The organism is Oricola sp. (genome assembly GCF_022763245.1).
In the GTDB taxonomy this organism is placed as follows: Bacteria; Pseudomonadota; Alphaproteobacteria; order Rhizobiales; family Rhizobiaceae; genus Oricola.
This window is the reverse complement of record NZ_JALEGV010000012.1, coordinates 241,862-264,029: the sequence shown is the minus strand read 5'-3', so window position 1 is coordinate 264,029 and position 22,168 is coordinate 241,862. Positions and strand designations below refer to the sequence as shown.

The window sequence follows — 22,168 nt, the reverse complement described above, 5'->3', positions numbered from 1 at the left end:
TCTGCCGGGCGACGTCAGCCCCCCGGCAAGGTCGCGACGGCTTCGACCTCGATCAGCAGTTCCGGCAGCAAGAGGCCCTTCACGATCACCGCGGTTCCGCAAGGCGGATCGATGGGAAAGAGCGCGTTCTTGACCGCCGAATAGGCAGGGTAGTGCGCCGCATCGACGAGATAGCAGCGCAGTGCGACGACATCCGCCAGTCCTGCGCCCGACAGGTTCAGCACAGCTTCGATGTTGGCGAGGCACTGCCGGGCCTGTGCTTCGGGATCGCCGATGCCGATCACCCCGCCGTCGCGCAAGGCGACCTGACCGGAAACATGGATCGTGTCGCCCACCCGCACGCCCTGGCTCATGCCGGCAAAAGCCATGCCGGGCGGGTTCAGGCATTCGCGGCGCGTGGCGGCGTTCATGGCCGTGCCCCTTTCGCGGCGGGCACAGTCACTCGCGCCACGTCGATGCGGCCGCCGCGCTGTTCGACGGTTGCCGGCCGCATGCCAGGATTGGCGCAGCACACATAGAGGTCGCGTCCGTCCGGCCCGCCGAGAATGCAGGCATAGGCGCCGGCGTCGTCGATGCGGACCGTGTCGGTGATGTCGCCGCCTTCGCGCACCCGGATCACCGAATTGGTGAATGGCGACGCGGCCCAGACATACCCCTCTGCGTCGAGGCAGATGCCGTCGGGCACATGGCCGGGAACCTCCGCGAACACCCGGCGGTTGGACAGGGAGCCGTCGGCGGCGATGTCGAAGGCCGTCAGGCGGTGGGCGAGGGATTCCGCGATGATGAGCGTCCGGCCGTCCGGCGTGATGACGCTGCCGTTCGGGCACAGCAGGTCGTCGGCCGCGACGGAAACCGTGCCGTCGCTTTCCACGAGCAGCAGCATGGTCGGTTTGACCTCTTCGCCGGCTTCGAAATCGAAACCGATATTGCCGACATAGGCGCGGTCGTGATGGTCGACGACCATTTCGTTCGTCTGGTAGCGGTGATGGGAGGAGAGGTCGGCATGCAGCGCCAGGGCGTCGCCGCTCCGTCTGAACACCTTGTGCTCGTCCATCGAGACCACGAGCAGATCGCCGTCCGTGGTCCATCCCATGCCGGACGGGCCGCCGGGCACGTGAAAGGAGCCCTTCCTGGCGCCGTCGGGCGCCAGGATGTGGACCGTTTCGTCATGCTGGTCGGCGAACCAGAGCTGGCCGTCGTGCCAGCGCGGCCCTTCCGGATAGGCAAACCCGGTCGCTATCGTCCGTGCCGGGATCATGCGGCGGCCCGGACGTTGGCGCGCAGGATCGCGCCGAGCCGCTTGATGCCGTCGGCGATGACCTGCTCGCTCACATGGCTGTAGGCGAGGCGCAGGAACTTGCGGCCGCCGGTTTCGCCCATGAAGCGTTCGCCGGGCCTGAAGAAGATACCCTCCCGCGCGGCTTCGGCCGACGCCTTGTCCCAGTCGATCCGGTCGTCGATCTCCACCCAGAGGTAAAAGGAGCCGCGCGGCATGGTGAACCGGACGAAGTCGCCGCAATGCGCGCGCATCGCCTCCGCCGCCACCCGCGCCTTGCTGCCATAGACCGCAGCCGCCTTTTCCAGATGCGGTTCGAGCAGCCCCTCCAGCATGTAGGCTTCCATGATGCGGGCGATCCATTGCGCCACGCCGAGGTCCTGGCGCATCGCGGCGAGCGGTTCGATCGCCTCGGCCTCGCCAGCGATCCAGCCCAGTCTCAGCGCCGGGGCGATGATCTTGCTGAAGGAACCGCACTGGATCACCTTGCCGCCCTTGTCGAGCGACAGCAGCGTCGGCAGCGGCTCGCCTGCGAAGCGCAGGTCGCCATAGACGTCGTCCTCGATGATGATGAAATCGTGCTTGTCCGCGAGATCGACCAGGCGTTGCCGGCGTTCGACCGACATCTCGGTCGCCGTCGGCGTCTGGAAGGTCGGGATGGTGTAGACCATCTTCAGCCGTCGTCCCTCGGACGCGATGTCGGCGATCAGCGTCTCCAGCGCGTCGATGTCCATGCCGTCGGCGTCGACGGGGACCGGGCGCACCTCGCCGCCGGACATTTCCGCAAAACGCAGCGCATAGGGGAAGGACGACGCCTCGACCGCGACGATGTCGCCCTTGTCGAGATATCCGTGCATGGCCAGCGCGATGCCCTGGACCGAACCGGACGTCAGTATGACGCCCATATGGCCGAGCGCGCGGCCCTGCATCCGCTCGATGCGGTTGGCGATCTGCGTGCGCAATCCGCGATAGCCGAAGACGAGTTCCTCGTAGCCGACCTTCGGGTCGAAGTAATCGAGCACGGAGGGGCCGTCGCGATCCACCACGCCTTTCGCCAGCCGTTCGAGATCGGCGAGGGGAAAGGTTTCCGGAGCCGCCAGGCCCTGGTCGAAATTGAAGACTGCCGGAACTTCCGGGTCGGGAAAGAAGAGCGCCGGCCCCGTGCCGGACGCCTTCGAGCGCAGGTGGTTAAGCGGCATGTGGTTCTCCTCCTCTTGCCGGTTTCTCGATGTCGTTTCTCGTCTCTTCGAGCACGAAGCTGCCCGAACCGATCCCGCTTTCCCTGTTGCGTCCTGCGACAGAGCGCAGGAACGTGCCCTGGAATGCGGCCCATCTCTCGCGCCAGCTGGCGTTGCGCCATCCGGCCTCGGCGACGCGCAACCGCTCGTATCGCGGCCGGGGCTGGCGTGTGGCGGTCAATGCGAGCAGGCGCCAGAACACGGAGCGCTTCTTCAGCGCGTGGTCGTCATGCATCTTTTCGAATTCGGCGATCGTGAACGGCTCTTCGTGGAGGTAGCCGGCTTCGACGGCCTTCGCGGCGAGTTCGGCGCCGCGCGTCGTCCTGCCGATCACGATGTTCCAGCCGTCGCCCATCTCGCGGTGGCTCGGCTTGCCGTCTTCCATGACCCAGCAATCCCCGCCGACCAGATCGGCATGTTCGCCGAGCCCGTCAGCGCAGATCTTGCAGCGAAACATGAGCTCGAAGGTCAGGTCGCCGAACCAGGTGTCGTCGTAGCTCTGCCGGTGGACCGTGCCTTTCCGGGTCCGCACGAAGGTCGGTCCGGGCCAGCCGCGGCCGCGATACCGGAATTCGGCGATCTCGCGCGGGTCCTCGCCGAAGCGTCGCACGACATTGTGGGTGGCCGACACGCTGGGCGAGCCGCCGCAGAACATGGCGAGCATGTAGGGAATCTGCCGATCGACCCGCGGATCGGTCTTCGCCAGGTTGCGCAGGGTCGCCACGTCGCAGGGCTTGCCGATGAAGGCGAAGCGCTTGCCGCTGTCGAGCGCCGCGTGGACCTGCGTCAGCGGCGCGACCGGCCCGTAGCGCGAGCCCGCCGAGGCGACGATCTCTTCACGCGTCGTGTTGAACCGAACCTCGTTGGCGAAGGGATCTGAATCGGACGCGCCGATCTGGATGATCGCGTCGACCAGTTTCTCTTCGACCAGAAAGGCGGCGACCGCCGTCAGCACGCCGCCGGTCGCGCCCTCGAAGCGCATGTCGGGAGCCGTCGCATGGCCCTTGGCGAGATGCAGGCACGATCCGAACATTCGGTGCGGCTCGATGCCGACCGGCTCCGGCCCGACCTGGCGGTGCCCGGCGCAGGCCTGCATGACCGCTCCTTCGTCGGCCTTGGAGAGCGTGCGGATCTGGCGCGGGCGCATGAAGCCTTCCGGCGAGAGGTCCATGCGCAGCGTGTCGCTGCCGAGCAGGCTCTCGCACATGCCGCATCCGGTGCACAGCCCGGATGTCACGATGTCTTCCACCCGTTCTGCGACCCGCATGCATATCCTCCCTGCATGCCGGGAATTCCGGGCGACACGCGGTCACGTCGGAGGTCCGGCACACGGGAGGAATTCTAGGTTGCGCCGGTTTGCGGGAACAAATCGCCAGTCTGAATGACACTCATCACGGCGAGTTATGATGCAGTGCCGTGGCAAGCGTGTGCGGCGTGGGGAAACAGTCGTCCATCACCTGCCGGACCCAGTTGTGGGCCGGGCTGTTTTCCGTCGTCGGATGCCAGTACAGCCAGGTTCTCAGCGGCGGCATCCGGAAGGGGCGCGGTCGCGTGACGAAACAGTCGTCGGACAGGAACCGGCTCACGAAGCCTCTCGGGATCGTCAGGCACAGATCGCTTTGCTGAAGGATCGCGCCGGCGCCGAGGCAGTGTTCGAGGGTCGCCGCCACCCGCCGCTTCTGCCGCACGCGGGCGAGCGCTCCATCCACGAGGTTGGCGTTGCGCGGGCGGTTGGAGATGTGCAGGTGGTCGAGCGAAAGATAGGTCTCCAGCGTGAACGCGCCGGAAGCGGCGGGATGGTCCGCCCGCATCACGCAGACGAACTCGTCTTCCAGGAGCAGTCGGTTTCCCATGTCGGGTTCCCGCAGCGGATGCGACTCGATGGCGAAGTCGATCTCGCCGGAGGCGAGGCCGAAGCACAGATCGCGTTCGGCGATGAAATTGTTGCGGATCGTGATGCGCGAGGCTCGCCGGTTCACCGCGCCGACGAAGGGTGCGAGGATCATCGCCTCGGCGAAATCGCTCATGCTGAAGCTCATGATGCGTTCGCTCGCGGCGGGATCGAAGCACTGATGCGCCGCAAGCGCCCGGTCGAGCGACGTCAGGGCCTCGGTCACCGGATGGATCAGGGCGTTCGCCAGCGGCGTCGGCGCGACGCCGTGCCTCGCGCGCACGAAGAGCGGGTCGCCGAAGATCTCACGTAGCTTGGCGAGGCTGTTGCTGACCGCCGGCTGGGTGACATTCAGGGAGTCCGCGGCGCGGGTGATGCTGCTCTCGCTGTAGACGGCGGAGAAGACCTGCAGGAGGTTCAGATCGAACTTGGCGAGGTTGCGCAGGATCATCGTGTCGCATCCGCAACGGCGAGGAAAGGCCAGGTCGGATGTCGAAGGTACGCGGAAACGGCGGTGCGGCCGTCCGGATTGTCGCGGTTCATCTGTCCCGGCCTCCTCCCGCAACGAGATCGAGCCCGATCATACGCGCCGCGGTCACAGGCTCCCTAGTCCGAACGGACTAGGCGGCCGGCTTGGCGGATATCAGGTGAGATTGCGTTCGAGCCAGTCGATCTGTTCGCGCATCTGGCCGAGCGTGTTGCGGATGCCCGTGTCGTCCTGCACCGCGCTTTCACGAACCGTCAGCGCGTGCAGCGCCAAATCGGCGATGATTTCGCCGATTTCCTCGGGCTGGCGCACGCCGGCCGGCGAATACCAGCGCGACGTCCAGTTCGCCATGCCGATCACGGCAAACGCGGCGATCTTCGGATCGACCTCGCGGAACTCCCCGCATTCGATGCCCTCGGCGATGCAGCGCACGTAGAAATCGTAGATGTCGCGGCGGCCCTGATTGTAGCGCGGGCCGAGTTCGTCGGGAATCTGGGTCTCCAGGCGGGCGAACAGGATGAAGCGGGAACCGGAGGACAGGCGGCGCTTGATGCCGTCGACGATCGCGCGGCGCAACCGGTCTCGCGGCGTCAGGTTCGGCTGCTCCATCAGGTCCTGGAGCTGGTGCGACGGCGTCAGCGCTTCCGATTCCACAAGGGCGGCGAGGATCTCCTCCTTGTTGCGGAAATAGTGGTAGACGGCCGACCGTCCGAGGCCGATGGCGCGGGCGATGTCGTTGATGCTCGTCTGGACGTAGCCCTTGCTGTCGAACAGCTGCGCGGCGATGTCGATCAGTTGTTCGCGAACGAGTTCCTTGCGCGGATTGGTGGCGCTACGCGCTTCGCTCGTGCTTCGAGACGCCGAGGCGCGCCCGTTGCGGCCCTCGCCATCCTTTTCCGCGGCTGCGCTCGATTGGTTCACGTCCTGTCCTTCCAGTGCCGGGATCGATCCGGAATCCCGTATTCTCGGGCAAATCGCGACCTACAACAATCCGCATAGGCCTGCAAACGATCAGCCCCCGCGATCATGCACAACTTCCGTAGGGTACCCGTCATTTGCCGTCTTCGGGCATGGCCAGGCCGAGTTTGTGCTGTTTCGCCGAAAGTGTTGTCGCAAACGCGTCCGCGACTTTCTCGAATGTCCAGTCATCCTCAAGAACAGGGCTGGCGATCGTCGGATGGGTGACGAGCGACAACTGGCGGCCGGCGATCCGGATCACCTGGCCGTTGATCCCGGCCGCGTCGTCGCAAAGCAGATAGGCGACCACCGGCGCATTGGCTTCGGCGGGCGGCAGCGCCGCATAGTGGACCTCGCGGTTTTGCGACTGGATCGCCATCAGATGCGCGTTGACGCCGGCCATGGCGGTTTCCGCGAGCGGCGAGAGGGCGTTCATTCGCACGCCGGTGCCGCGCAATTCCATCGCCCAGCTATATGTCAGCGACGCGATGGCGCCCTTGGTCGCGGCATAGCCGCCGAGCGCGATGTCGCCGGCCTGCGAGCCCGAGGCGACATTGACGACGGAACCGCCGCCAAGCGCCTTGAGACGCCGGGCTGCCGCCTGCGCGCAGGCGACCGTGCCGATCAGGTTGACCTCGATCATGCGGCGCAGGTCGCGTTCGGTCACGTCTTCGATGAGCGCCGGCCGCAAGATGCCGGCATTGTTGACGAAGCCGGTCATCGTGCCGAACGTGTCGACGCAGGCGTCGACGAGCGTCTCGGCGAAATCCCATTGCGAGATGTCGCCCGGTTGCGCGATCGCGCGGCCGCCATCCGCCTCGATCGCGCCGACTACCGCCTGCGCGGCGTCGGGATCGACATCGTTGACGACGATCGCGGCGCCGAAAGACGCGGCGAGTTTCGCATAGGCGGCGCCGAGACCGCCGCCGGCCCCGGTGATGACGACGGCCTTGCCTTCAAGAAACGACATCGGTTTCCTCCCCGTTTGATTGTACGAAAGCGCGCGACAGCAATTCGCGCCCGTCGGGCGATCCGTCCAGCAGACGGTTCACGCGATTGGCGACCTTCCAGCCCGATTGCGTTCTTTCGAGTTCCCAGCGGTTGGCGCTCGTGCGCTCCACCTTCCAGCCGTCCCCGTCATGCAGATAGACGCGGGAATAGCCGGTGGCCGTCGCCCGGTCGCCCTCGACGGCGACGAACGGCATGCCGATGACATGGGCGCAGCCGCGTTCGACATAGCCGACATGCGGCTGGATGTTGACGAGATCGCCGATCGCCTGCGCGCCGACGAGCGGCGCGCCGCCATAGTCGTAGCGGCCCGTCTCGGTCCACAGTCCGGCCGTGGCCGCTTCCGTGCGGCTGTCGACCGCCGGGCCGTAGGCGGCAAGCAGCCGGTAGATCGCCAATTGGTCCTCGACATCGCGCAAGCGCCGTTCCAGCGCGTCGATGCGGCTGCCGTCTTCATTTTCACCGGCCACTCGCGCTCCTCCCGTGGCTGCAAACCCGCACTATCGGCCAGCGACGGGCGGTCTCCATCGTTCATTTGAATGATGCGCGGGTGATCCGCCTGTCCCTAGCCATGGGGATCACCGGCAACAGGAGGGTCACGGCATGGAAGATAGTCAGCGCCTCATGGCGGAACGCGCATGCGAGCGCCTCGTCACCCAATTCTGCGACTATGTGGACAGTTTCCGCCACGAGGACCTGGTCGGCCTGTGGGCCGAAGACGCGGAATGGATCACCTGGCAGGGGCCGGTGCAGGGCCATGACGCCATCCGCGCCTATCTTGCGGCGAAACCGCAGACCGGAACCTCGCTGCATGTCGTGCAGAACGTGACGATCGACGTGGACGACCCGGAAAACGCCAGGGGCAGGGCCGTCTTCCTCTATTTCGGATCGGGCGAGGATGCGGCGTCGGCCCTCGTCCCGCAGGTCATCGGTCGGTATGACGACCGTTACAGGCTCACCTCCGACGGCTGGAAATTCGCGCGCCGTGACACCGAAATCGTCTTCTCCGCCGGCTGAGGGCGGGCCTATCCTTCGTTCGGACGATGCGAGTACGAGGCGGCGGTGGCATCCGGCACAGGCGACGGTGCTTGCGGTCAGCATGCCCCGGCCAATATAGCAGCAGAAGATGACAATGGATCTCGTTTTCAACGACGAACAGCGTTTCATCCGGGAAGAGGCGCGCCGCTTTCTGGCCGACAAGTCGGCGTCGGAGCGGGTGCGGCAGACCGTCAATGCGGGAACGGGTTTCGACGCCGGGCTATGGTCGGCGATCGCCGGCGAACTGGGCTGGTGCGCGATGGCCGTACCCGAGGCCCATGACGGGCTCGGCCTCGGCAAGACCGAACTCGCCATCCTGATGGAAGCCGCCGGCGAAAGACTGGCGGCGGTTCCCCTGTGGTCGACGATCTGCGCCGGCGTTCCGCTGTTGCTGGCGGTCGCAAGCGACGAGGCGCGACAACACTATCTTCCGCGTATCGCCGCAGGCGAGATCGCCGTGGCCGTGGCCTGGGGGAACGCAGGCGCGGTCGATCCGCTCTCCGCGACCGCTGTCGTGGCCGAAGCCACGGAGGCGGGATACAGGCTGGGCGGCCGGGTTGCGCAGGTGATCGATCTGGAGGCCGCGGATGTCGTTCTCGTGCCTGCCCGGTTGGGCGAGGACCTGGCCCTGTTCGCCCTCGAACGGGACGCCGGGCACGAGGTGCGGCGTCTGGAAACGCTCGACGGAACCCGCCAGATCGGCGAATTGACGATGCGCGGTCTTGCCGTTTGCGCGCAGTCGCGCCTCGATGGAGGCGCCTACACGGGGCGAGACGTCGCAGGCGCCGTGGCGACCGCCCAATTGGGGCTCGCCGCGGAACAGGTCGGCGCGGCGCGCGGCGTGATGGACGTGACGCTGGCCTATGTCGCCGAGCGCGTGCAGTTCGGGCGCACGATCGCATCCTTCCAGGCCGTCAAGCATCGCTGCGCACGGCTTGAGGTCGATCTGGCCGAGGCGAGGGCCCTCGTTTACGGCGCGGCCGCGACCCTCGAGGCGGGGCTCGGCGCGGAGACGGCGCGGGAGGTGTCGGCGGCACGCGCCCTGGCGTCCGACCTGCTCTTCCGGGCGTCGGAAGAGGCGATCCAGCTTCACGGCGGTGTCGGGTTCACCTGGGAATATGATCCGCATCTCTATTTCAAGCGCGCCCAGGCGGCCTGTTCGCTTCTCGGGTCGCCGGAAGACCATCTCGCGGTGATCGCAGCCGGAATGTTCGAAGAAGGGGCGGCGGCATGAGCGCAGACACCCTGACGCAGTTGCGCACGGAGGTCCGCGCCTGGATGGCCGACCATCTGAGGGGCCGTTTCGAGCCGCTGCGCTATCGCGGCAATGCGGGCGACGGCGACGCCTTCCCCGAGTTGCGCAAGGAATGGGAACGCGAACTGGCCGCGGGACGCTGGACGTGCCCGGGCTGGCCGGAAGAGCATGGCGGCCGCGGCCTGTCCGTCGCCGAGCAGGTCGTGTTCCAGGAGGAATACGGCATCGCCGGCGGTCCCGGCCGCATGGGCCATATCGGCGAAGGATTGATGGGCCCGACGCTGATCGCGTTCGGCACGCAGGAACAGAAGGACCGGTTCCTGCCGGGCATTCGCGCGGGCACGGAATATTGGTGCCAGGGCTATTCGGAACCGAGCGCCGGCTCCGATCTCGGCAACATTCGCACGCGCGCCCGCCAGGATCCGTCGACGGGCGACTGGCACGTGAGCGGCCAGAAGGTCTGGACGTCGCTCGCGCATCTGTCGGACTGGATCTTCGTTCTGGCGCGGTGCGAAGAGGGATCGGTCGGCCGAAACGGCCTCGTCTTCCTGCTGATGCCTCTCGACCAGCCCGGCGTCGAGGTGCAGCCGATCCGGCAGATCGGCGGCGGCGCGGAGTTCAATTCCGTGTTCCTCGACGATGCCGTGGCGAAACCGGAGCATGTCGTCGGAAAGCCCGGCGAGGGATGGAAGATCGCCATGGCCCTGCTCGGCTTCGAGCGGGGCATCTCGACGCTCGGCCAGCAGATGGCCTTCGCGCAGGAACTCGACCTGATCTGCGCGATCGCCCGCGAGAACGGGGCTTCGCGCTCGCCGGCGATGCGCCAGCGCATCGCCAAGGCCTGGGTGGGCCTGCGGGCCATGCGCTACCTGGCGATGCGGGTCCTGTCCGAGGACACGTCGGAAGAGGCGCGCCGCGAACGGCTGGGCTACAAGTATCACTGGTCCAACTGGCATCGCGATCTCGGCAAGCTCGCCATGGACGTCATGGGAACCGAGGCCAACCTCGTCGGCGGCGACCTGCGCCGCGAGCGGTTGCAACAATTGTTCCTGTTCAGCCGCGCCGACACGATCTACGGCGGCACCAACGAGATCCAGCTCAACCTGATCGCCGAGCAGGGGCTCGGCATGCCGCGTGAGCCACGCGGCGGACTTGGGTGAGGCGTCCTTGGGCATCCGCGACGCCACGATCGAGGAAACCATCGCCCGCGAAAGCCTGCGCCGGCTGGTGACGGCCTATTCGCGCGCGGTCGACAGGCGCGATTTCGCGCTGTTGCGCAGCCTCTATCACGATGACGCGTTCGAGGAGCACGGCAACATGTTCGCCGGCAATGCCGACGACTATGTCGCGTTCGTCAGGCGGGCGCTGTCGAACTACGAAATGACCGACCACTATGTGGTCAACATGACCTTCGAGATCGACGGCGACGAGGCCGAGGGCGAGGTCTACAAGATCAACTATCACCGAACGTCCGGACCGGACGCCGAGGAGGTGGTGACCGGAAGCCGCAGTCTCGATCGCTACCGGCGCCGGCAGGGCGAGTGGCGGTTCCTCTCGCGCTCCATAACCCTGGACTGGGCGCAGAAACGGCCGGTCGATCGGAGCGCCTACGAGGATTTTGCCGCGGGCAGCCCGCCGGGAAAAGCCGGGCCGGACGACCTGTCCTATTCATTGCTGCAATTGTTCAAGCGCCACCCCGGTTGACGGGATCGGCCAAAACGGGAGGAGAATTCGATGCGTTCGGAAAAGCCATTTGCGGGGATGATCGCGGTCGTCACGGGGGCGGGCAACGGGATCGGCCGGGCTGCCGCCCTGGCCTATGCGGAGGAAGGCGCCGACGTCGCGGTTTTCGATCGCGAGGCGGACGCGCTTGCCGAGACGGCGGATCTCGTCAAGGCGAAGGGCGTGCGCGCGGTGCCGGTCGTCGGCGACCTGACCAAGCAGGAGGAGGTGACCGCCGCCTTCGACCAGGCTCGCAAGGACCTCGGCCCGATCGACATGCTGCTCAACAATATCGGCCAGACGGCGCGCGAGAACTATTCGGAGTTCTACCAGGCGAAGCCGGAAACGCTGCAATTCGTCATCAACGTCTCGCTGATGACCACGCTGATGTGTTCGCGCCAGGTGGTCGAGGAGATGCGCGAGCGGCGCACGGGGAAGATCGTGTCGATCTCGTCGGATTCGGCGATGAATGGCGACATCGGCACGGTGGACTACGCTTCCGCCAAGTCCGGCGTGCTCGGCTTCACGCGGGCGCTGGCGCGCGAACTCGGGCCGTTCAAGGTCAATGTCAACGCCGTCTGCCCCGGACCGACCAACACCCGGGCGATGCAGCGCATCCCGCAGGACGCCTATGATCGTGCGAAGAACGCGATCCCGCTCGGCGAACTCTGCGAACCCGAAGACATCGCGAATGCGGTCGTGTTCCTGTCGAGCGACAAGGCTCGTTTCATCACGGGGCAGACGCTGATGGTGAATGGCGGGCGCGTCTTCTACTGATGCGGTCAGTAGGCCGTTCAGACGATGTTGCAGTGCATCGCATGGCCCATCAGGGTTACCGTCACGCCTGAAACTGCACCGTTGGAAAAAACATGTCGAGCGATCTCCACACCATCCTTTGCGACAAACTCGGCTGCCGGTTCCCGGTGGTCCAAACCGCGATGGGGTGGGTCGCCGACGCCCGGCTGACGGCGTCGACATGCAATGCCGGCGGGTTCGGGTTCTTCGCGGGAGCGACCACCGAACCGGGCGACGTCGAGAACCAGCTTCTCAAGATCAAGTCCCTGACCGACCGGCCGTTCGGCGTGAACTTCCACATGTTCCAGCCGAACGCCGAGGAAGTGATCGAGATGGTCATCAAGCACAAGGTCCGCGCCGTCAGCTACGGCCGCGGTCCCGACGCGAAGACGATCGGCCGTCTCAAGGATGCGGGCGTCATCTGCATGCCGACGGTCGGCGCGGTGAAACACGCGGTCAAGGCGGTGGAGTTGGGCGCCGACGTCATCACGGTCCAGGGCGGCGAGGGCGGCGGTCACACCGGCGCCGTGCCGACCACGATCCTGCTGCCGCAGGTCCTCGATTCGGTGAAGGTCCCGGTGGTCGCCGCCGGCGGCATGTTCGACGGGCGCGGCCTCGCCGCCGCGCTCGCCTATGGCGCGGCCGGCATCGCGATGGGAACCCGCTTCCTTCTGACCAGCGATTCGCCGGTGCCGCGTTCGGCGCTCGAACGCTATCTCGTCACGAAGGATCCGACGGCGATCCGGGTGACGCTCGCCGTGGACGGCCTGCCGCAGCGCTTCATCGAGAACGAGGAGATCCGGCGCCTGGAAGGCATGTCGTTTCCAGCGCGCCTGGCGATGAGCATGAAATATGCGCGCCAGTGGGGCAAGGAAGCCGGCGTCGGGCCGATCGGGATGATGAAACTCGGCATGAAGGTTCTCGCCAGCGGCGAAAACAGTTTCGCGCAGACGGTCATGGCGCCCAACCTGCCGACGCTGGTGCAGCGCGGCGTGGTCAAGGGCGATCCGGTCCACGGCCTCCTGCCGAGCGGCCAGGCGGCGGCGATGATCGGGAAGCTCGAAAGCTGCGAGGAGCTCATCGCCCGGATCATGAGCGAAGCAAACGAGCGGCTGTCGGCGACCTCGGCGCTGATCCACGCCGGCTAAGGGAGAAGAACACCATGAGCAAACAGTTCTGGAGCCAGGTGAGCGACAGCATCGCCGAACTGGTCATCGAAAACCCGCCGGTCAACGCGCTCGACAGCGTCGGGTGGCGGAGCCTGTCGCAGGAGATCGACGCGCTGCAGGCCAATCCCGACGTGCGGGTGATCGTCATTCGCGCCGAGGGCAAGGGCTTCTGCGCCGGCGTCGACATCAAGGAATTGCAAAGGCATCCCGAGCGCATTCCGGAGGTCAATGCCGGCAACTGGGAGACCTTCCGCGCCATCCACCGGGGCCTGAAACCCGTGATCGCCGCCGCGCATGGCTACATCCTCGGCGGCGGCATCGGCATCTGCGGCTCGTCCGACATCGTCCTGTGTTCGTCCGACGCCACTTTCGGCGTGCCGGAGGTGGATCGCGGGGCGCTCGGGGCCGGCGCGCATCTGCAGCGGCTGTTCCCGGTGCAGAAGGTGCGGCAGATGTATTTCACCGGCGAGCCGATCGACTCGGCCGAGGCCTACCGGCTCGGCGCGGTCGAGCAGGTGGTGCCGCGCGACGAGTTGCGGGCGGCCGCGATGACGCTCGCCGGCAAGATCGCCGCCAAGAGCGCGGTCATGATCCGGCTCGCCAAGGAGGCGCTGAACGGCATCGAGGACGGCGACCTGGAGCACAAGTACCGCTGGGAGCAGGGCTTCACCGCGCAGGCCTACATGACGTCGGAGTCGCAGGAGGCGCGCGACGCCTTCGTCGACAAGCGCGAGGCGGATTTCGACAAGACGAAAACGAAGCAGGATTGATGATGAGCGAAGACGAACTCGTTGCGGCGCCGGCCTATGTCGAGGGCCATGACCTTCTCAAGGGGCGCTCCGTCCTGATCACCGCGGCGGCCGGCGTCGGCATCGGCTTCGCGGCCGCCAGGCGGGCGATCGAGGAGGGCTGCCGGGCCATCATGATCTCCGACATCCATGAGCGCCGGCTGAACGAGGCGGCGGACAAGCTACGCGCGCTGGGCGGCGCGGAGGTTCACGCCAGACTGTGCAACGTCACCGTCGAGGACGACGTCCAGGCGCTGGTGGACGCCGCCGAGGAGGCTCTCGGCGGCATCGACGTGCTGATCAACAATGCCGGCATGGGCGGGTTCAAGCCCGTGGTCGAGATGACGGACCAGGAATGGAACCTGGTGCTCGACGTGACCCTCAACGGAACGATGCGCATGACGCGGGCGGTCCTGAAGAAGATGATGCCGCGCAAGAGCGGCGTGATCGTCAACAACGCCTCCGTGCTGGGCTGGCGGGCGCAGAAGGGGCAGTCGCACTACGCCGCGGCCAAGGCGGCCGTCATGGCGTTCACCCGCTGCAGCGCCGTGGAAGCGGCCGAGCACGGCATCCGCATCAATGCGGTGTCGCCGTCCATCGCGATGCACGAATTCCTCAAGAAGGCCGCCGGGCCGGGCGAACTGGAAGCCCTGACCGCGCAGGAGGCCTTCGGCCGCGCCGCCGAGGTCTGGGAAGTCGCCAATGTGATGATGTTCCTGGCAAGCGACTATTCCGGCTACATGGTCGGCGAGATCGTCTCGGTCTCCAGCCAGAGAGCGTAAGCGATGGGACTGGTGTTTTCCTCGCCGCAGGAGGCGGCTGACGCAGTCGGCATGCAGCTCGGCGAAAGCGCGTGGCTGACCGTCGACCAGGCGCGCATCGACACGTTCGCCGACGCGACCGGCGACCACCAGTGGATCCATGTCGATCCCGAGAAGGCGAAGGACGGCCCCTTCGGCGGCACCGTCGCCCACGGCTATCTGACCTTCTCGCTGATCAACATGTTCCTGCCGGAACTGTTTCGCGCCGAAGGCATGAAGATGGGCATCAATTGCGGCGCCGACCGCCTGCGGTTTCCGGCGCCGGTGCCCGTCGGGTCGCGCGTGCGTGCGGTTGGCGAACTGGTCAAGGCCGACGTCCTGGACGGGAACGCGGTGCAGACGACCGTGCGCGTGACGATGGAGATCGAGGGGTCGGCGAAGCCCGGCTGCGTCGCCGACATCGTCGGCCGATACTACTTCTGACCCGCAACGGAGCGATGCGATGAGTGAGACACACGCCGAAATCCTGCGCCGGCTCGACAGGATCGAGTCGCGCGACGAGATTCGCCAGCTCATCTCCAAATACGCCCTGGCGCTCGACATGCGCGACATGGACGCGATGGCGGGGCTGTTCGTTCCGGACGTCAAGGCCGGCAAGGGACAGACGGGGCGCCAGGCCCTGCGCGACTGGCTCGACGAGACGATGCGCAAGCAGTTCGACGGCACGGCGCACCATGTCGGATCGACGGTCATCGAGCTGATCGGCCCGGACGAGGGCGTCGGCGTGGTTTACTCCAAGAACGAACACGAGACCGGCGCCGAATGGGTCATCATGCAGATGATGTATTACGACCGCTATCGCCGCGTCGACGGGCGCTGGTATTTCGCGCGGCGCCAGCCGCTCTACTGGTATGCGACCGACCTGAACAAGCCGCCGATCGGCTCCCGCAAGATGCGCTGGCCCGGCCGCGAGCCCTATGAAGGCTCCTTCCACGCGCTGTTTCCGTCATGGACGGAATACTGGGATCGCGGCGGCCCGAAAGACGGTCCGCTCGCCGATCCCGCACCGCTCGAGGAATTCATCGAGACCATGCGGCGCGGGCACGAGGTCCACGGAAACCGCGTGCGCTGATTGTTCCGATCTGGCTGAATCGAAAGGGCCGGCGTCTTGCGCCGGCCCTTTGCTTTTGCCCGGGAGGAGGCGGAATTCTGCGGTTGGCCGCCGTCAGGCGGCCTGGCGGGGTCGCTCGCCCAGAACGACGGCGCTGCTCAGCACCAGCCTGACGAGTTCGGTCTGCCGGGTGATGCCGCTCTTGGAAAAGATCGACCGCAGGTGAGCGCGGGCCGTGTTGCGGCTGATCCCCAGCGTCGTCGCGGCGTCCTCAAGGGTGTCGCCGGCCGCAAGCCGATTGGTCACCGCCGCTTCGGCCGGCGTGAGGTCGAAGATCCGGCGGATGAATTCGCTTTCGATCTCCGAAACCGTGTCGCAGTCGCGCAGATAGATCGCGGTCAGGTCGCCGGCCCGCGCACCGGGCACGCGGCGAATGATGGCGCCGAGCGTGCGTGCGCCCGAGCGCTTGGTGAGCGGAAGCCCGCAGGACGCCTCCGACGCGTCGTCGTCGCCGTCCTCGTCCTGCTGGACGGCGCGGATCGCCTTCTGCAGGTCCCGGTCCTCCGCGGCGTTGGTCGCGCGCAGCCGGCCGGCCTGGATCTGGATGCCGTCGCGGTCGGCGAGAAGCGTGTCCGCGACGGGGGAGGTGCTGACCGGCCTGCCGAGACCGTCGATGACGATGACGCCGACATTCAGCCGGTCGAGCGCGCTGGAATAGAGGGCCTTGCCCATGGCGCCGCTGTCGATGCGGGCGGACAGGTCGATGGCGCGGGCGATCTGCGTGATCAGGACGCCGGCCAGGGCGGTCTCCTCGTTGTCGAAACGCTTGTTCTCGCGATCGCGGAAGATCCACATGCAGTAGTCGGTCGTGCCGCTCGCGTCATATTCGGACGCCGAGATGTGCTGATAGCGTTCGATCATCGCCGCGACCGACTTGTCGTGGCAGGCGTTGTCGTCATCCAGGGGCTCGTAGTCGCTGTCGGCCACCAGAACGCAGTCCTTTGACCGGCTCGACAGACGCAGCATGACGGCCTCGGCGTGGAAGTGCTCGCGAACGGCATCCAGCGCGACGGGAAGAGGGGAGCCGTCCGTCAGGCTCCTCGTGAGGGTGTTCAGGAATTGCCCGAATTCCACGGCGGATTTCGAATGAAATGTCATGACTGCTCCTCCCCTGAACGTCTTTCGATCGACGTTCGGGCCAGTTCAAACCAATCTTCCCGGAATGCGGCGCGTGCCGCGGTGTTCGCTTAGTCGGTGTGTCCGAGCGGCGCTGAAACAGCGAAGCGCAAGTGCGTGAACATGCCTACCTCCCGACTATTTTTCTTGTCCTGTCAGACTGTCATAAATTCAACGTACCGTCAAATTGTTTGTCACATGTGTCGAAATTTCTGCACTGCGTCAATTTAGTTTTGCACAGCAAAAAGCCCCGCCAAATTGACGGGGCTCTTTTCAGTGTCGGGTGCTGTGTGTTCGGGCTCAGGAACCGCAGTCGGCCCGAAGCGCCAGGCCGTCTTCGCGAAGCTCGTAGGGCTTCTCGACCACGACGATGGATTCCGGTGCCGGCAGGAAGTGGTTCGTGCCGTCGGCGGAAAGAGCGCCGGTCTGGACCACGATCTCGCCTGCATTCTCTTCCAGCCAGGCCTTCAGGGCGTCGCCGTCTGTTGTGCCGGCGGCGTTGGCCGCGGCGGCCAGGATCAGCGGCTGGATGTAGTAGGGGTTCAGCGACGGCGCGCCGCCCATGCGCTCGAGATCCTTCACGCGGGCTTCCGCACGCTTGGCGAATTTCGCGAAGGCCGACTCGCCGACCGGATCGTCCGGGCAATAGGTCATGCCGACGAACTGCGTGCTGTAGACGCCCTCAAAGGCTTCCTCGCCGAGGATCTTGACGTTGCCGACGGCGTAGTTGGTCATCGTCTGGTTGGCGAGAACCGGGACTTCCCAACCGATGTCGAGGCGGTTTTCCAGCAGTTTGCGCGAGTCGTCGCCGATCGAGTTGATCAGCAGGATCGCTTCCGTGCCGGCGCCGCGCATCGAGAACAGCTGCGGGGTCATGTCTTCCGTGCGGAACGGGAATTCCTGCACGATGACCGGCTCCACGCCGCGGCTCTTCATGTAGTCGAGGATTTCGGACACGGCTGCCTTCGACATTCCGCCATTGTCGGAGATCAGGCCGAGCTTGGTCAGCTTCAGCACGTCGAGCGCATAGTCGATGTTCGCGCGCATCTGGTTGACGCCGGTGACGGAGTCCGAGAAGTGGTAGGGCGCGAATTCCGGCGTCAGCTGGGTGGACGCGGCCGTCGAGAGCTGAATGATCTTCTTTTCGGTCGTGACGCCCGTGATCGGGATCGTCTCCTGGCTGGTGGCGGGGCCGACGAGAAGCTGGATGCCTTCATTCTCGATCAGGCGGCGCGCTTCGCTGACGCCATGGGTCGGATCGGTGGTCGTGTCGGCGAGGACGAACTCCACCTTCTTGCCCAGGATGCCGCCAGCCTCGTTGATCTCGTCGATGGCCATCTTCCAGGCCTCGTTCGCCGTCACGCCGATGGATGCGCCACCGCCGGTGATCGACATGATGCCGCCCATCTTGATGGTGTCCTCCGCGGAGGCATTGACCATCGTCAGGGTCATCGCGGCAACGGATGCCATCGCCAGCTTCGTAAGCCGGCCGCTCAAGGTTTTCGAATTCATTAAATTCCTCCACTTTGACGAATGCGTTCATACCGGGCATTCGCGACGTATTAGACGGCGCTTTCGGACACGCAACATCATTCAATCGGACTACGCACCGGCCCGTCCGCATTCACCTGGCCCTATTTCTTTCCGATGGGGCCACTGCCAAGCCGACGATCATGGTGCGCGTGGCATCAGGGCGAAAAGCACGCCGCCATGGTTCGTGACGTCAGTCCGCCTTCGAATGCCGCTTCATGATGTCGAGAAACAGGGGCGGTTCGCCGCCGCCATGGACTTCGAGCGCGGCGCCGCTGACGAAGGCCGCCATCGGAGACGACAGGTAGAGCGCGGCGGCGGCGATGTCCTCGCCGCGTCCCATCCGTTTCAGCGGAAGGGCGTCGCACAGTTCCGCCTGCGCCTCGACCGAGCCGTAGCTCAATTCGGTCTGCTCGGTCTGCATCAGCCCGGCGACGATCGCGTTGACGCGGATCTTCGGTCCCCATTCCTGGGCGAGGCTCTCCGTCAGGTTCAGCAGTCCGGCCTTCGCCGCGCCATAGGCCGCGGTGCGCGGTGCCGCGCGTTGCCCGGCGACGCTTGCGATGTTGATGATCGATCCGCCGTCCGGCTGTTCGGCCATCCAGCGATGGACCGACTGGCACAGATGCAGCGGCCCGGTGAGGTTGAGCGCGATGATGGCTTCGGAAAAACGCGGCGAGACGGTCGCTGCATCGGCCGGGGGCGAGCCGCCGGCATTGTTGACGAGGACGTCGATGCGACCGTGCATTTCGCCGACCGCATCGACGAAATCCTTGCAAGAGGCTGCATTGCGCACGTCGCAGGCATGAAACGACGCTTTGCGTCCGCCGGACTCCGGCAGCGTCTCGGGCTCGGACCGCGCGCAAACGGCCACCTGCGCGCCGGCGTCGAGGAAGGCTTGCGCGATGAAACGTCCTATTCCCTTCGTCCCGCCGGTGACGAGAGCGACGCGTCCGTCCATCGGGGGAAGGTAGGATTGGCTGTCGGTGCTCAAGATTCGCTCCATGTCGTATCGCCGAAGGCTCGCGGCACTATACCCGTTGCGGGGGCGTCAGGACTGTCTAGTAAAGGTCGGGGGACCGCAACTCGTCCGGTCGGACGATGTTTTTCGGCGGCGTCGCCCCTATCGCGGACCTTGCCGGCGGGGTGTTTGCCGCCACAGTGACGGATACGGTACGGATACGACATGGCCGCTGACAGCTCCACCTGGGACTTCACCACAATCCCCGATCTCTGCATGCGCGCGGCCGAGGCCTACGGGACCGATGTCGCCATCGAGGACGGCGACGTCTCGATGAGTTTCGTCGAACTCGACGGCATGCGCCGCAAGGTCGCCAAGTCCTTCATCGCCCACGGCGTCAAGAAGGGCGACAAGGTGATGATCTGGAGCCCGAACTGCTGGAAATGGTTTGCCGCGGCCCTGGGTCTTGTCAGCGCCGGGGCGGTCCTCATTCCCTGTTCCACCCGCTTCAAGGGAACCGAAGTCGCCGAACTGATCCAGCGCAGCGGCGCCTCGATGATCCTGTCCGTCGGCGAATTCCTCGGCAGCTATTATCCCGACATGCTCGGGCCGGAGGCGCGGCAGGCGCTGCGCGCCGTCGTGGTGTTCGACGGGGCGCGGCCCGGCGAGATGGCATGGGACGCGTTCCTGGCGGCCGGCGCTTCCGTGTCCGACGCGGAACTCGACGCGCGGCAGGCCTCCGTCGATCCCGACGATTTGTGCGACATGCTGTTCACCTCGGGGACGACGGGTTACCCCAAGGGCGTGATGTACGGGCATCGCCAGTGCCTGCGCGCGATCGACGCCTGGGCGACGCGGGTCGGCATCCGCCGCGGCGACCGCATCCTCGTCATCCCGCCCTTCTTCCACGCCTTCGGCTACCGGTCCGGCGCGATCGTCTCGCTGATGCGCGGCGGCGTCCTGATCCCGCATCTGACCTACGATCCCGAGGAAATCCTCAAACGGGTCGAGCGCGACAAGATCAGCGTCATCCCCGGCCCCCCGGCGATCTTCCACGGCATGCTGCAGCATCCGCAGCTCAAGTTGTTCGACACCGACAGCCTACGACTAGGAATCACCGGCGGCTCCGTTGTGCCGTCGACGCTTATTCGGCGCATGCGGTCCGATCTGGGATTTGCCGGTGTTGTCAACGGTTATGGGCTGACGGAATGCGGCGGCTACGGAACAATGTGCCGGGCCGATGACGATGCGGGGGTGATCGCCGACACATGCGGCAAGCCATTTCCGGAAACGGAGGTCCGCATCATGGACACGGAAGGTGACGTGCTTCCCGATGGCGAACGTGGCGAGGTTGTGATCCGCGGGTACATCACGATGCGCGGCTATTTCAACGATCCGGAGGCGACGGCGAAGACGATCGATGCGGACGGATGGCTGCATACGGGGGACATCGGTTACTTCGACGCGGACGGCAATCTGCGCATCGAGGACCGCGTCAAGGACATGTACATCACCGGCGGGTTCAACTGCTATCCGGCGGAGATCGAGCGGCTGCTGAGCGCGCATCCCTCCGTGGGCCAGATCGCGGTGATCGGCGTGCCGGACGACCGGCTGGGCGAGGTGGGCAAGGCATTCGTGGTGCTGCGCCCCGGCACGACTGCGACCGAGAAGGAACTGATCGACTGGGCGCGCGCGCATATCGCAAATTTCAAGGTGCCGCGCAGCGTCGAATTCCGTGACGCCCTGCCGACCAGCCCGCAAGGCAAGGTGGTCAAGGACCAGTTGCGCGAGGCCGTTCCCGGCGCCGCGTGATTGGACTGACGGCTGGTTTCAGGCAGGCGAGTGTCGGGACATTCCGTCGAATGTCCCGCGGTGACCGACAAATCCCTGAAAACGGCTATTCTTATTGGCCTGTCGGCGCGTTCGGATAGTCGGTGTAGCCTTCGGGGCCGGGCGTATAGACCCGGCTCCTGTCGTATCCGGCTAGTTCGATCCCGTTGCGAATGCGTGCGACGAGATCCGGATTGCCGATGAAAGCCCGCCCGAAGGAGACGGCGTCCGCGTCGCCTGCGGCGAGGGCGGCGGCGGCGCTCTCGGGGGTCAGTTCATTGTTGAGGATGAGCTTTCCCGTCCAGTGCGTCTTCACAAGATCCAGATTGTCGAAATCGGGGAACGCCCGGTGCACGAGGTGCAGATAGGCGAGGCCGAGCCTGGAGGCCTCGTCGAGAAGCAGGCCGTAGGTCTCGGCCGGATCGGCGTCGTGAATGTCGTTGTAGTCGAGGCCGGGGCAGATGCGCAGGCCGACACGGTCGAACCCGATGGCGCCGCCCATGGCTTCCAGTACCTCGATGACAAAGCGGATGCGATTAGCCGCGCCGCCGCCATAGCGGTCGGTTCGCAGATTCGTGTTGGATGACAGGAACTGCATCGGCAGGTAGCCGCTGGAGGCATGCAGTTCCACCCCGTCCAAACCCGCTTCGCGCGCGTTGAGCGCGGCCCGGCGGTATTCATCGACAACGTCCGACACTTCCTCGGTCGAAAGCGCCCGCGGTTCGTCGATGTCGACCAGGCCGGCGGTGTCGGTGAAAATCTTCGCATTGGCGCGCACGGCAGACGGTGCGACGATTTCGGAATCGTCGTCCTTGTTGAGGCGCGAGGCGATGCGTCCGCAATGCATGATCTGGGCGACGACAAGGCCGCCCTCACGATGGACAGCGTCTGCGACCTTGCGCCAGCCGGACATCTGTTCCGGCGAATAGATGCCGGGCATGCGGCAATATCCCTTACCGGCCGGGCTCGGCTGGCTGCCCTCGGTGACGATGAGTCCTGCCGAGGCCCTCTGGCCGTAATATTCGGCGTGAAGGTCCGTCGGCGCATCTCCGGAACCGGCACGGCTGCGCGTCATCGGTGACATGACGATGTGATTGCGCAGCTTCAGGGCGCCGAGTTCGACCGGTTCGAACAGGCGGTCCATGTCGATGGGTGTCTGTGGCATCAGTCAGGCT

General features: G+C 65.9%; 23 protein-coding genes. 11 read left to right on the top strand and 12 right to left on the bottom strand.

The features are described 5' to 3' along the window. Positions 1 to 14: 14 nt before the first annotated feature. The 8 genes from MRY80_RS05520 to MRY80_RS05485 all read right to left on the bottom strand — a co-directional run bounded on the left by MRY80_RS05520 (position 15) and on the right by MRY80_RS05485 (position 7,327). On the bottom strand, positions 15 to 410 hold the full coding sequence (locus MRY80_RS05520) for a RidA family protein (protein ID WP_293288839.1): 396 nt from the start codon (positions 408 to 410) through the stop codon (positions 15 to 17). Next, a complete protein-coding gene (locus MRY80_RS05515) occupies positions 407 to 1,258 on the bottom strand; it encodes an SMP-30/gluconolactonase/LRE family protein (protein WP_293288837.1) in 852 nt (283 codons plus the stop codon). The genes MRY80_RS05520 and MRY80_RS05515 overlap by 4 nt, the downstream gene beginning before the upstream one ends. Next, positions 1,255 to 2,475 carry a PLP-dependent aminotransferase family protein gene (locus MRY80_RS05510; protein ID WP_293288835.1) on the bottom strand — a complete coding sequence of 407 codons (1,221 nt, stop codon included), beginning with the start codon at positions 2,473 to 2,475 and terminating at the stop codon, positions 1,255 to 1,257. The genes MRY80_RS05515 and MRY80_RS05510 overlap by 4 nt, the downstream gene beginning before the upstream one ends. Further along, positions 2,465 to 3,781 (bottom strand): Coenzyme F420 hydrogenase/dehydrogenase, beta subunit C-terminal domain, encoded by a 1,317-nt coding sequence (locus tag MRY80_RS05505; RefSeq protein WP_293288833.1) that lies wholly within the window; start codon positions 3,779 to 3,781, stop codon positions 2,465 to 2,467. Before MRY80_RS05505 ends, MRY80_RS05510 begins: the two co-directional genes overlap by 11 nt. 124 nt (positions 3,782 to 3,905) lie before the next feature. Next, the gene (locus tag MRY80_RS05500) at positions 3,906 to 4,856 is read right to left on the bottom strand and encodes a LysR family transcriptional regulator (protein ID WP_293288831.1); all 951 of its coding nucleotides are present in this window, start codon (positions 4,854 to 4,856) and stop codon (positions 3,906 to 3,908) included. Positions 4,857 to 5,048: 192 nt separating this feature from the next. Next, positions 5,049 to 5,813, bottom strand: a complete 765-nt coding sequence (locus tag MRY80_RS05495; protein ID WP_293288829.1) for a TetR/AcrR family transcriptional regulator — start codon at positions 5,811 to 5,813, stop codon at positions 5,049 to 5,051. 130 nt (positions 5,814 to 5,943) lie between these two features. Then, a complete protein-coding gene (locus MRY80_RS05490; RefSeq protein ID WP_293288827.1) occupies positions 5,944 to 6,819 on the bottom strand; it encodes an SDR family oxidoreductase in 876 nt (291 codons plus the stop codon). Further along, a complete protein-coding gene (locus tag MRY80_RS05485; protein WP_293288826.1) occupies positions 6,806 to 7,327 on the bottom strand; it encodes a nuclear transport factor 2 family protein in 522 nt (173 codons plus the stop codon). The genes MRY80_RS05490 and MRY80_RS05485 overlap by 14 nt, the downstream gene beginning before the upstream one ends. A 133-nt stretch (positions 7,328 to 7,460) precedes the next feature. On the opposite strand from MRY80_RS05485, the gene MRY80_RS05480 reads away from it, so the two are divergent. From MRY80_RS05480 to MRY80_RS05435, 10 genes are all read left to right on the top strand, one after another. Beyond that, positions 7,461 to 7,874 carry a nuclear transport factor 2 family protein gene (locus MRY80_RS05480; RefSeq protein ID WP_293288824.1) on the top strand — a complete coding sequence of 138 codons (414 nt, stop codon included), beginning with the start codon at positions 7,461 to 7,463 and terminating at the stop codon, positions 7,872 to 7,874. Positions 7,875 to 7,989: 115 nt separating this feature from the next. Next, positions 7,990 to 9,129, top strand: a complete 1,140-nt coding sequence (locus MRY80_RS05475) for an acyl-CoA dehydrogenase family protein (RefSeq protein WP_293288823.1) — start codon at positions 7,990 to 7,992, stop codon at positions 9,127 to 9,129. Beyond that, positions 9,126 to 10,310, top strand: a complete 1,185-nt coding sequence (locus MRY80_RS05470; RefSeq protein ID WP_293288821.1) for an acyl-CoA dehydrogenase family protein — start codon at positions 9,126 to 9,128, stop codon at positions 10,308 to 10,310. The genes MRY80_RS05475 and MRY80_RS05470 overlap by 4 nt, the downstream gene beginning before the upstream one ends. Before the next feature lie 7 nt (positions 10,311 to 10,317). Beyond that, a complete protein-coding gene (locus MRY80_RS05465; protein WP_293288819.1) occupies positions 10,318 to 10,854 on the top strand; it encodes a nuclear transport factor 2 family protein in 537 nt (178 codons plus the stop codon). 30 nt (positions 10,855 to 10,884) lie between these two features. After that, positions 10,885 to 11,649: an SDR family oxidoreductase gene (locus tag MRY80_RS05460; protein WP_293288817.1), complete on the top strand. Its 765-nt coding sequence runs from the start codon at positions 10,885 to 10,887 to the stop codon at positions 11,647 to 11,649. Positions 11,650 to 11,741: 92 nt separating this feature from the next. Further along, positions 11,742 to 12,815, top strand: coding sequence for a nitronate monooxygenase (locus tag MRY80_RS05455; protein WP_293288815.1), 1,074 nt, complete (start codon positions 11,742 to 11,744; stop codon positions 12,813 to 12,815). Positions 12,816 to 12,829: 14 nt separating this feature from the next. After that, positions 12,830 to 13,606: an enoyl-CoA hydratase family protein gene (locus MRY80_RS05450; RefSeq protein ID WP_293288813.1), complete on the top strand. Its 777-nt coding sequence runs from the start codon at positions 12,830 to 12,832 to the stop codon at positions 13,604 to 13,606. 2 nt (positions 13,607 to 13,608) lie between these two features. After that, complete coding sequence (locus MRY80_RS05445; RefSeq protein ID WP_293288811.1) at positions 13,609 to 14,406, top strand: SDR family oxidoreductase; 798 nt, start codon at positions 13,609 to 13,611, stop codon at positions 14,404 to 14,406. Between the two features lie 3 nt (positions 14,407 to 14,409). After that, positions 14,410 to 14,868: a MaoC family dehydratase gene (locus tag MRY80_RS05440; RefSeq protein ID WP_293288809.1), complete on the top strand. Its 459-nt coding sequence runs from the start codon at positions 14,410 to 14,412 to the stop codon at positions 14,866 to 14,868. A 19-nt stretch (positions 14,869 to 14,887) separates the two neighbouring features. Beyond that, entirely contained in the window at positions 14,888 to 15,517 is a 630-nt protein-coding gene (locus MRY80_RS05435) for a nuclear transport factor 2 family protein (RefSeq protein WP_293288807.1), read from the top strand. A gap of 93 nt (positions 15,518 to 15,610) precedes the next feature. On the opposite strand, the gene MRY80_RS05430 is transcribed toward MRY80_RS05435, so the two are convergent. The 3 genes from MRY80_RS05430 to MRY80_RS05420 all read right to left on the bottom strand — a co-directional run bounded on the left by MRY80_RS05430 (position 15,611) and on the right by MRY80_RS05420 (position 19,196). Then, positions 15,611 to 16,654 (bottom strand): helix-turn-helix transcriptional regulator, encoded by a 1,044-nt coding sequence (locus MRY80_RS05430; protein ID WP_293288805.1) that lies wholly within the window; start codon positions 16,652 to 16,654, stop codon positions 15,611 to 15,613. A 318-nt stretch (positions 16,655 to 16,972) separates the two neighbouring features. Next, on the bottom strand, positions 16,973 to 18,184 hold the full coding sequence (locus tag MRY80_RS05425; RefSeq protein ID WP_293288803.1) for an ABC transporter substrate-binding protein: 1,212 nt from the start codon (positions 18,182 to 18,184) through the stop codon (positions 16,973 to 16,975). 211 nt (positions 18,185 to 18,395) lie between these two features. After that, positions 18,396 to 19,196 (bottom strand): SDR family oxidoreductase, encoded by an 801-nt coding sequence (locus MRY80_RS05420; protein ID WP_293288801.1) that lies wholly within the window; start codon positions 19,194 to 19,196, stop codon positions 18,396 to 18,398. Between the two features lie 192 nt (positions 19,197 to 19,388). Between MRY80_RS05420 and MRY80_RS05415 the strand changes: the two genes are divergently transcribed. Next, entirely contained in the window at positions 19,389 to 20,975 is a 1,587-nt protein-coding gene (locus MRY80_RS05415) for a FadD3 family acyl-CoA ligase (protein ID WP_293288799.1), read from the top strand. A gap of 91 nt (positions 20,976 to 21,066) precedes the next feature. Here MRY80_RS05415 and MRY80_RS05410 read toward each other — a convergent pair whose 3' ends face one another. Beyond that, positions 21,067 to 22,158 carry an alkene reductase gene (locus MRY80_RS05410; protein WP_293288797.1) on the bottom strand — a complete coding sequence of 364 codons (1,092 nt, stop codon included), beginning with the start codon at positions 22,156 to 22,158 and terminating at the stop codon, positions 21,067 to 21,069. Between the last annotated feature and the right edge of the window lie 10 nt (positions 22,159 to 22,168).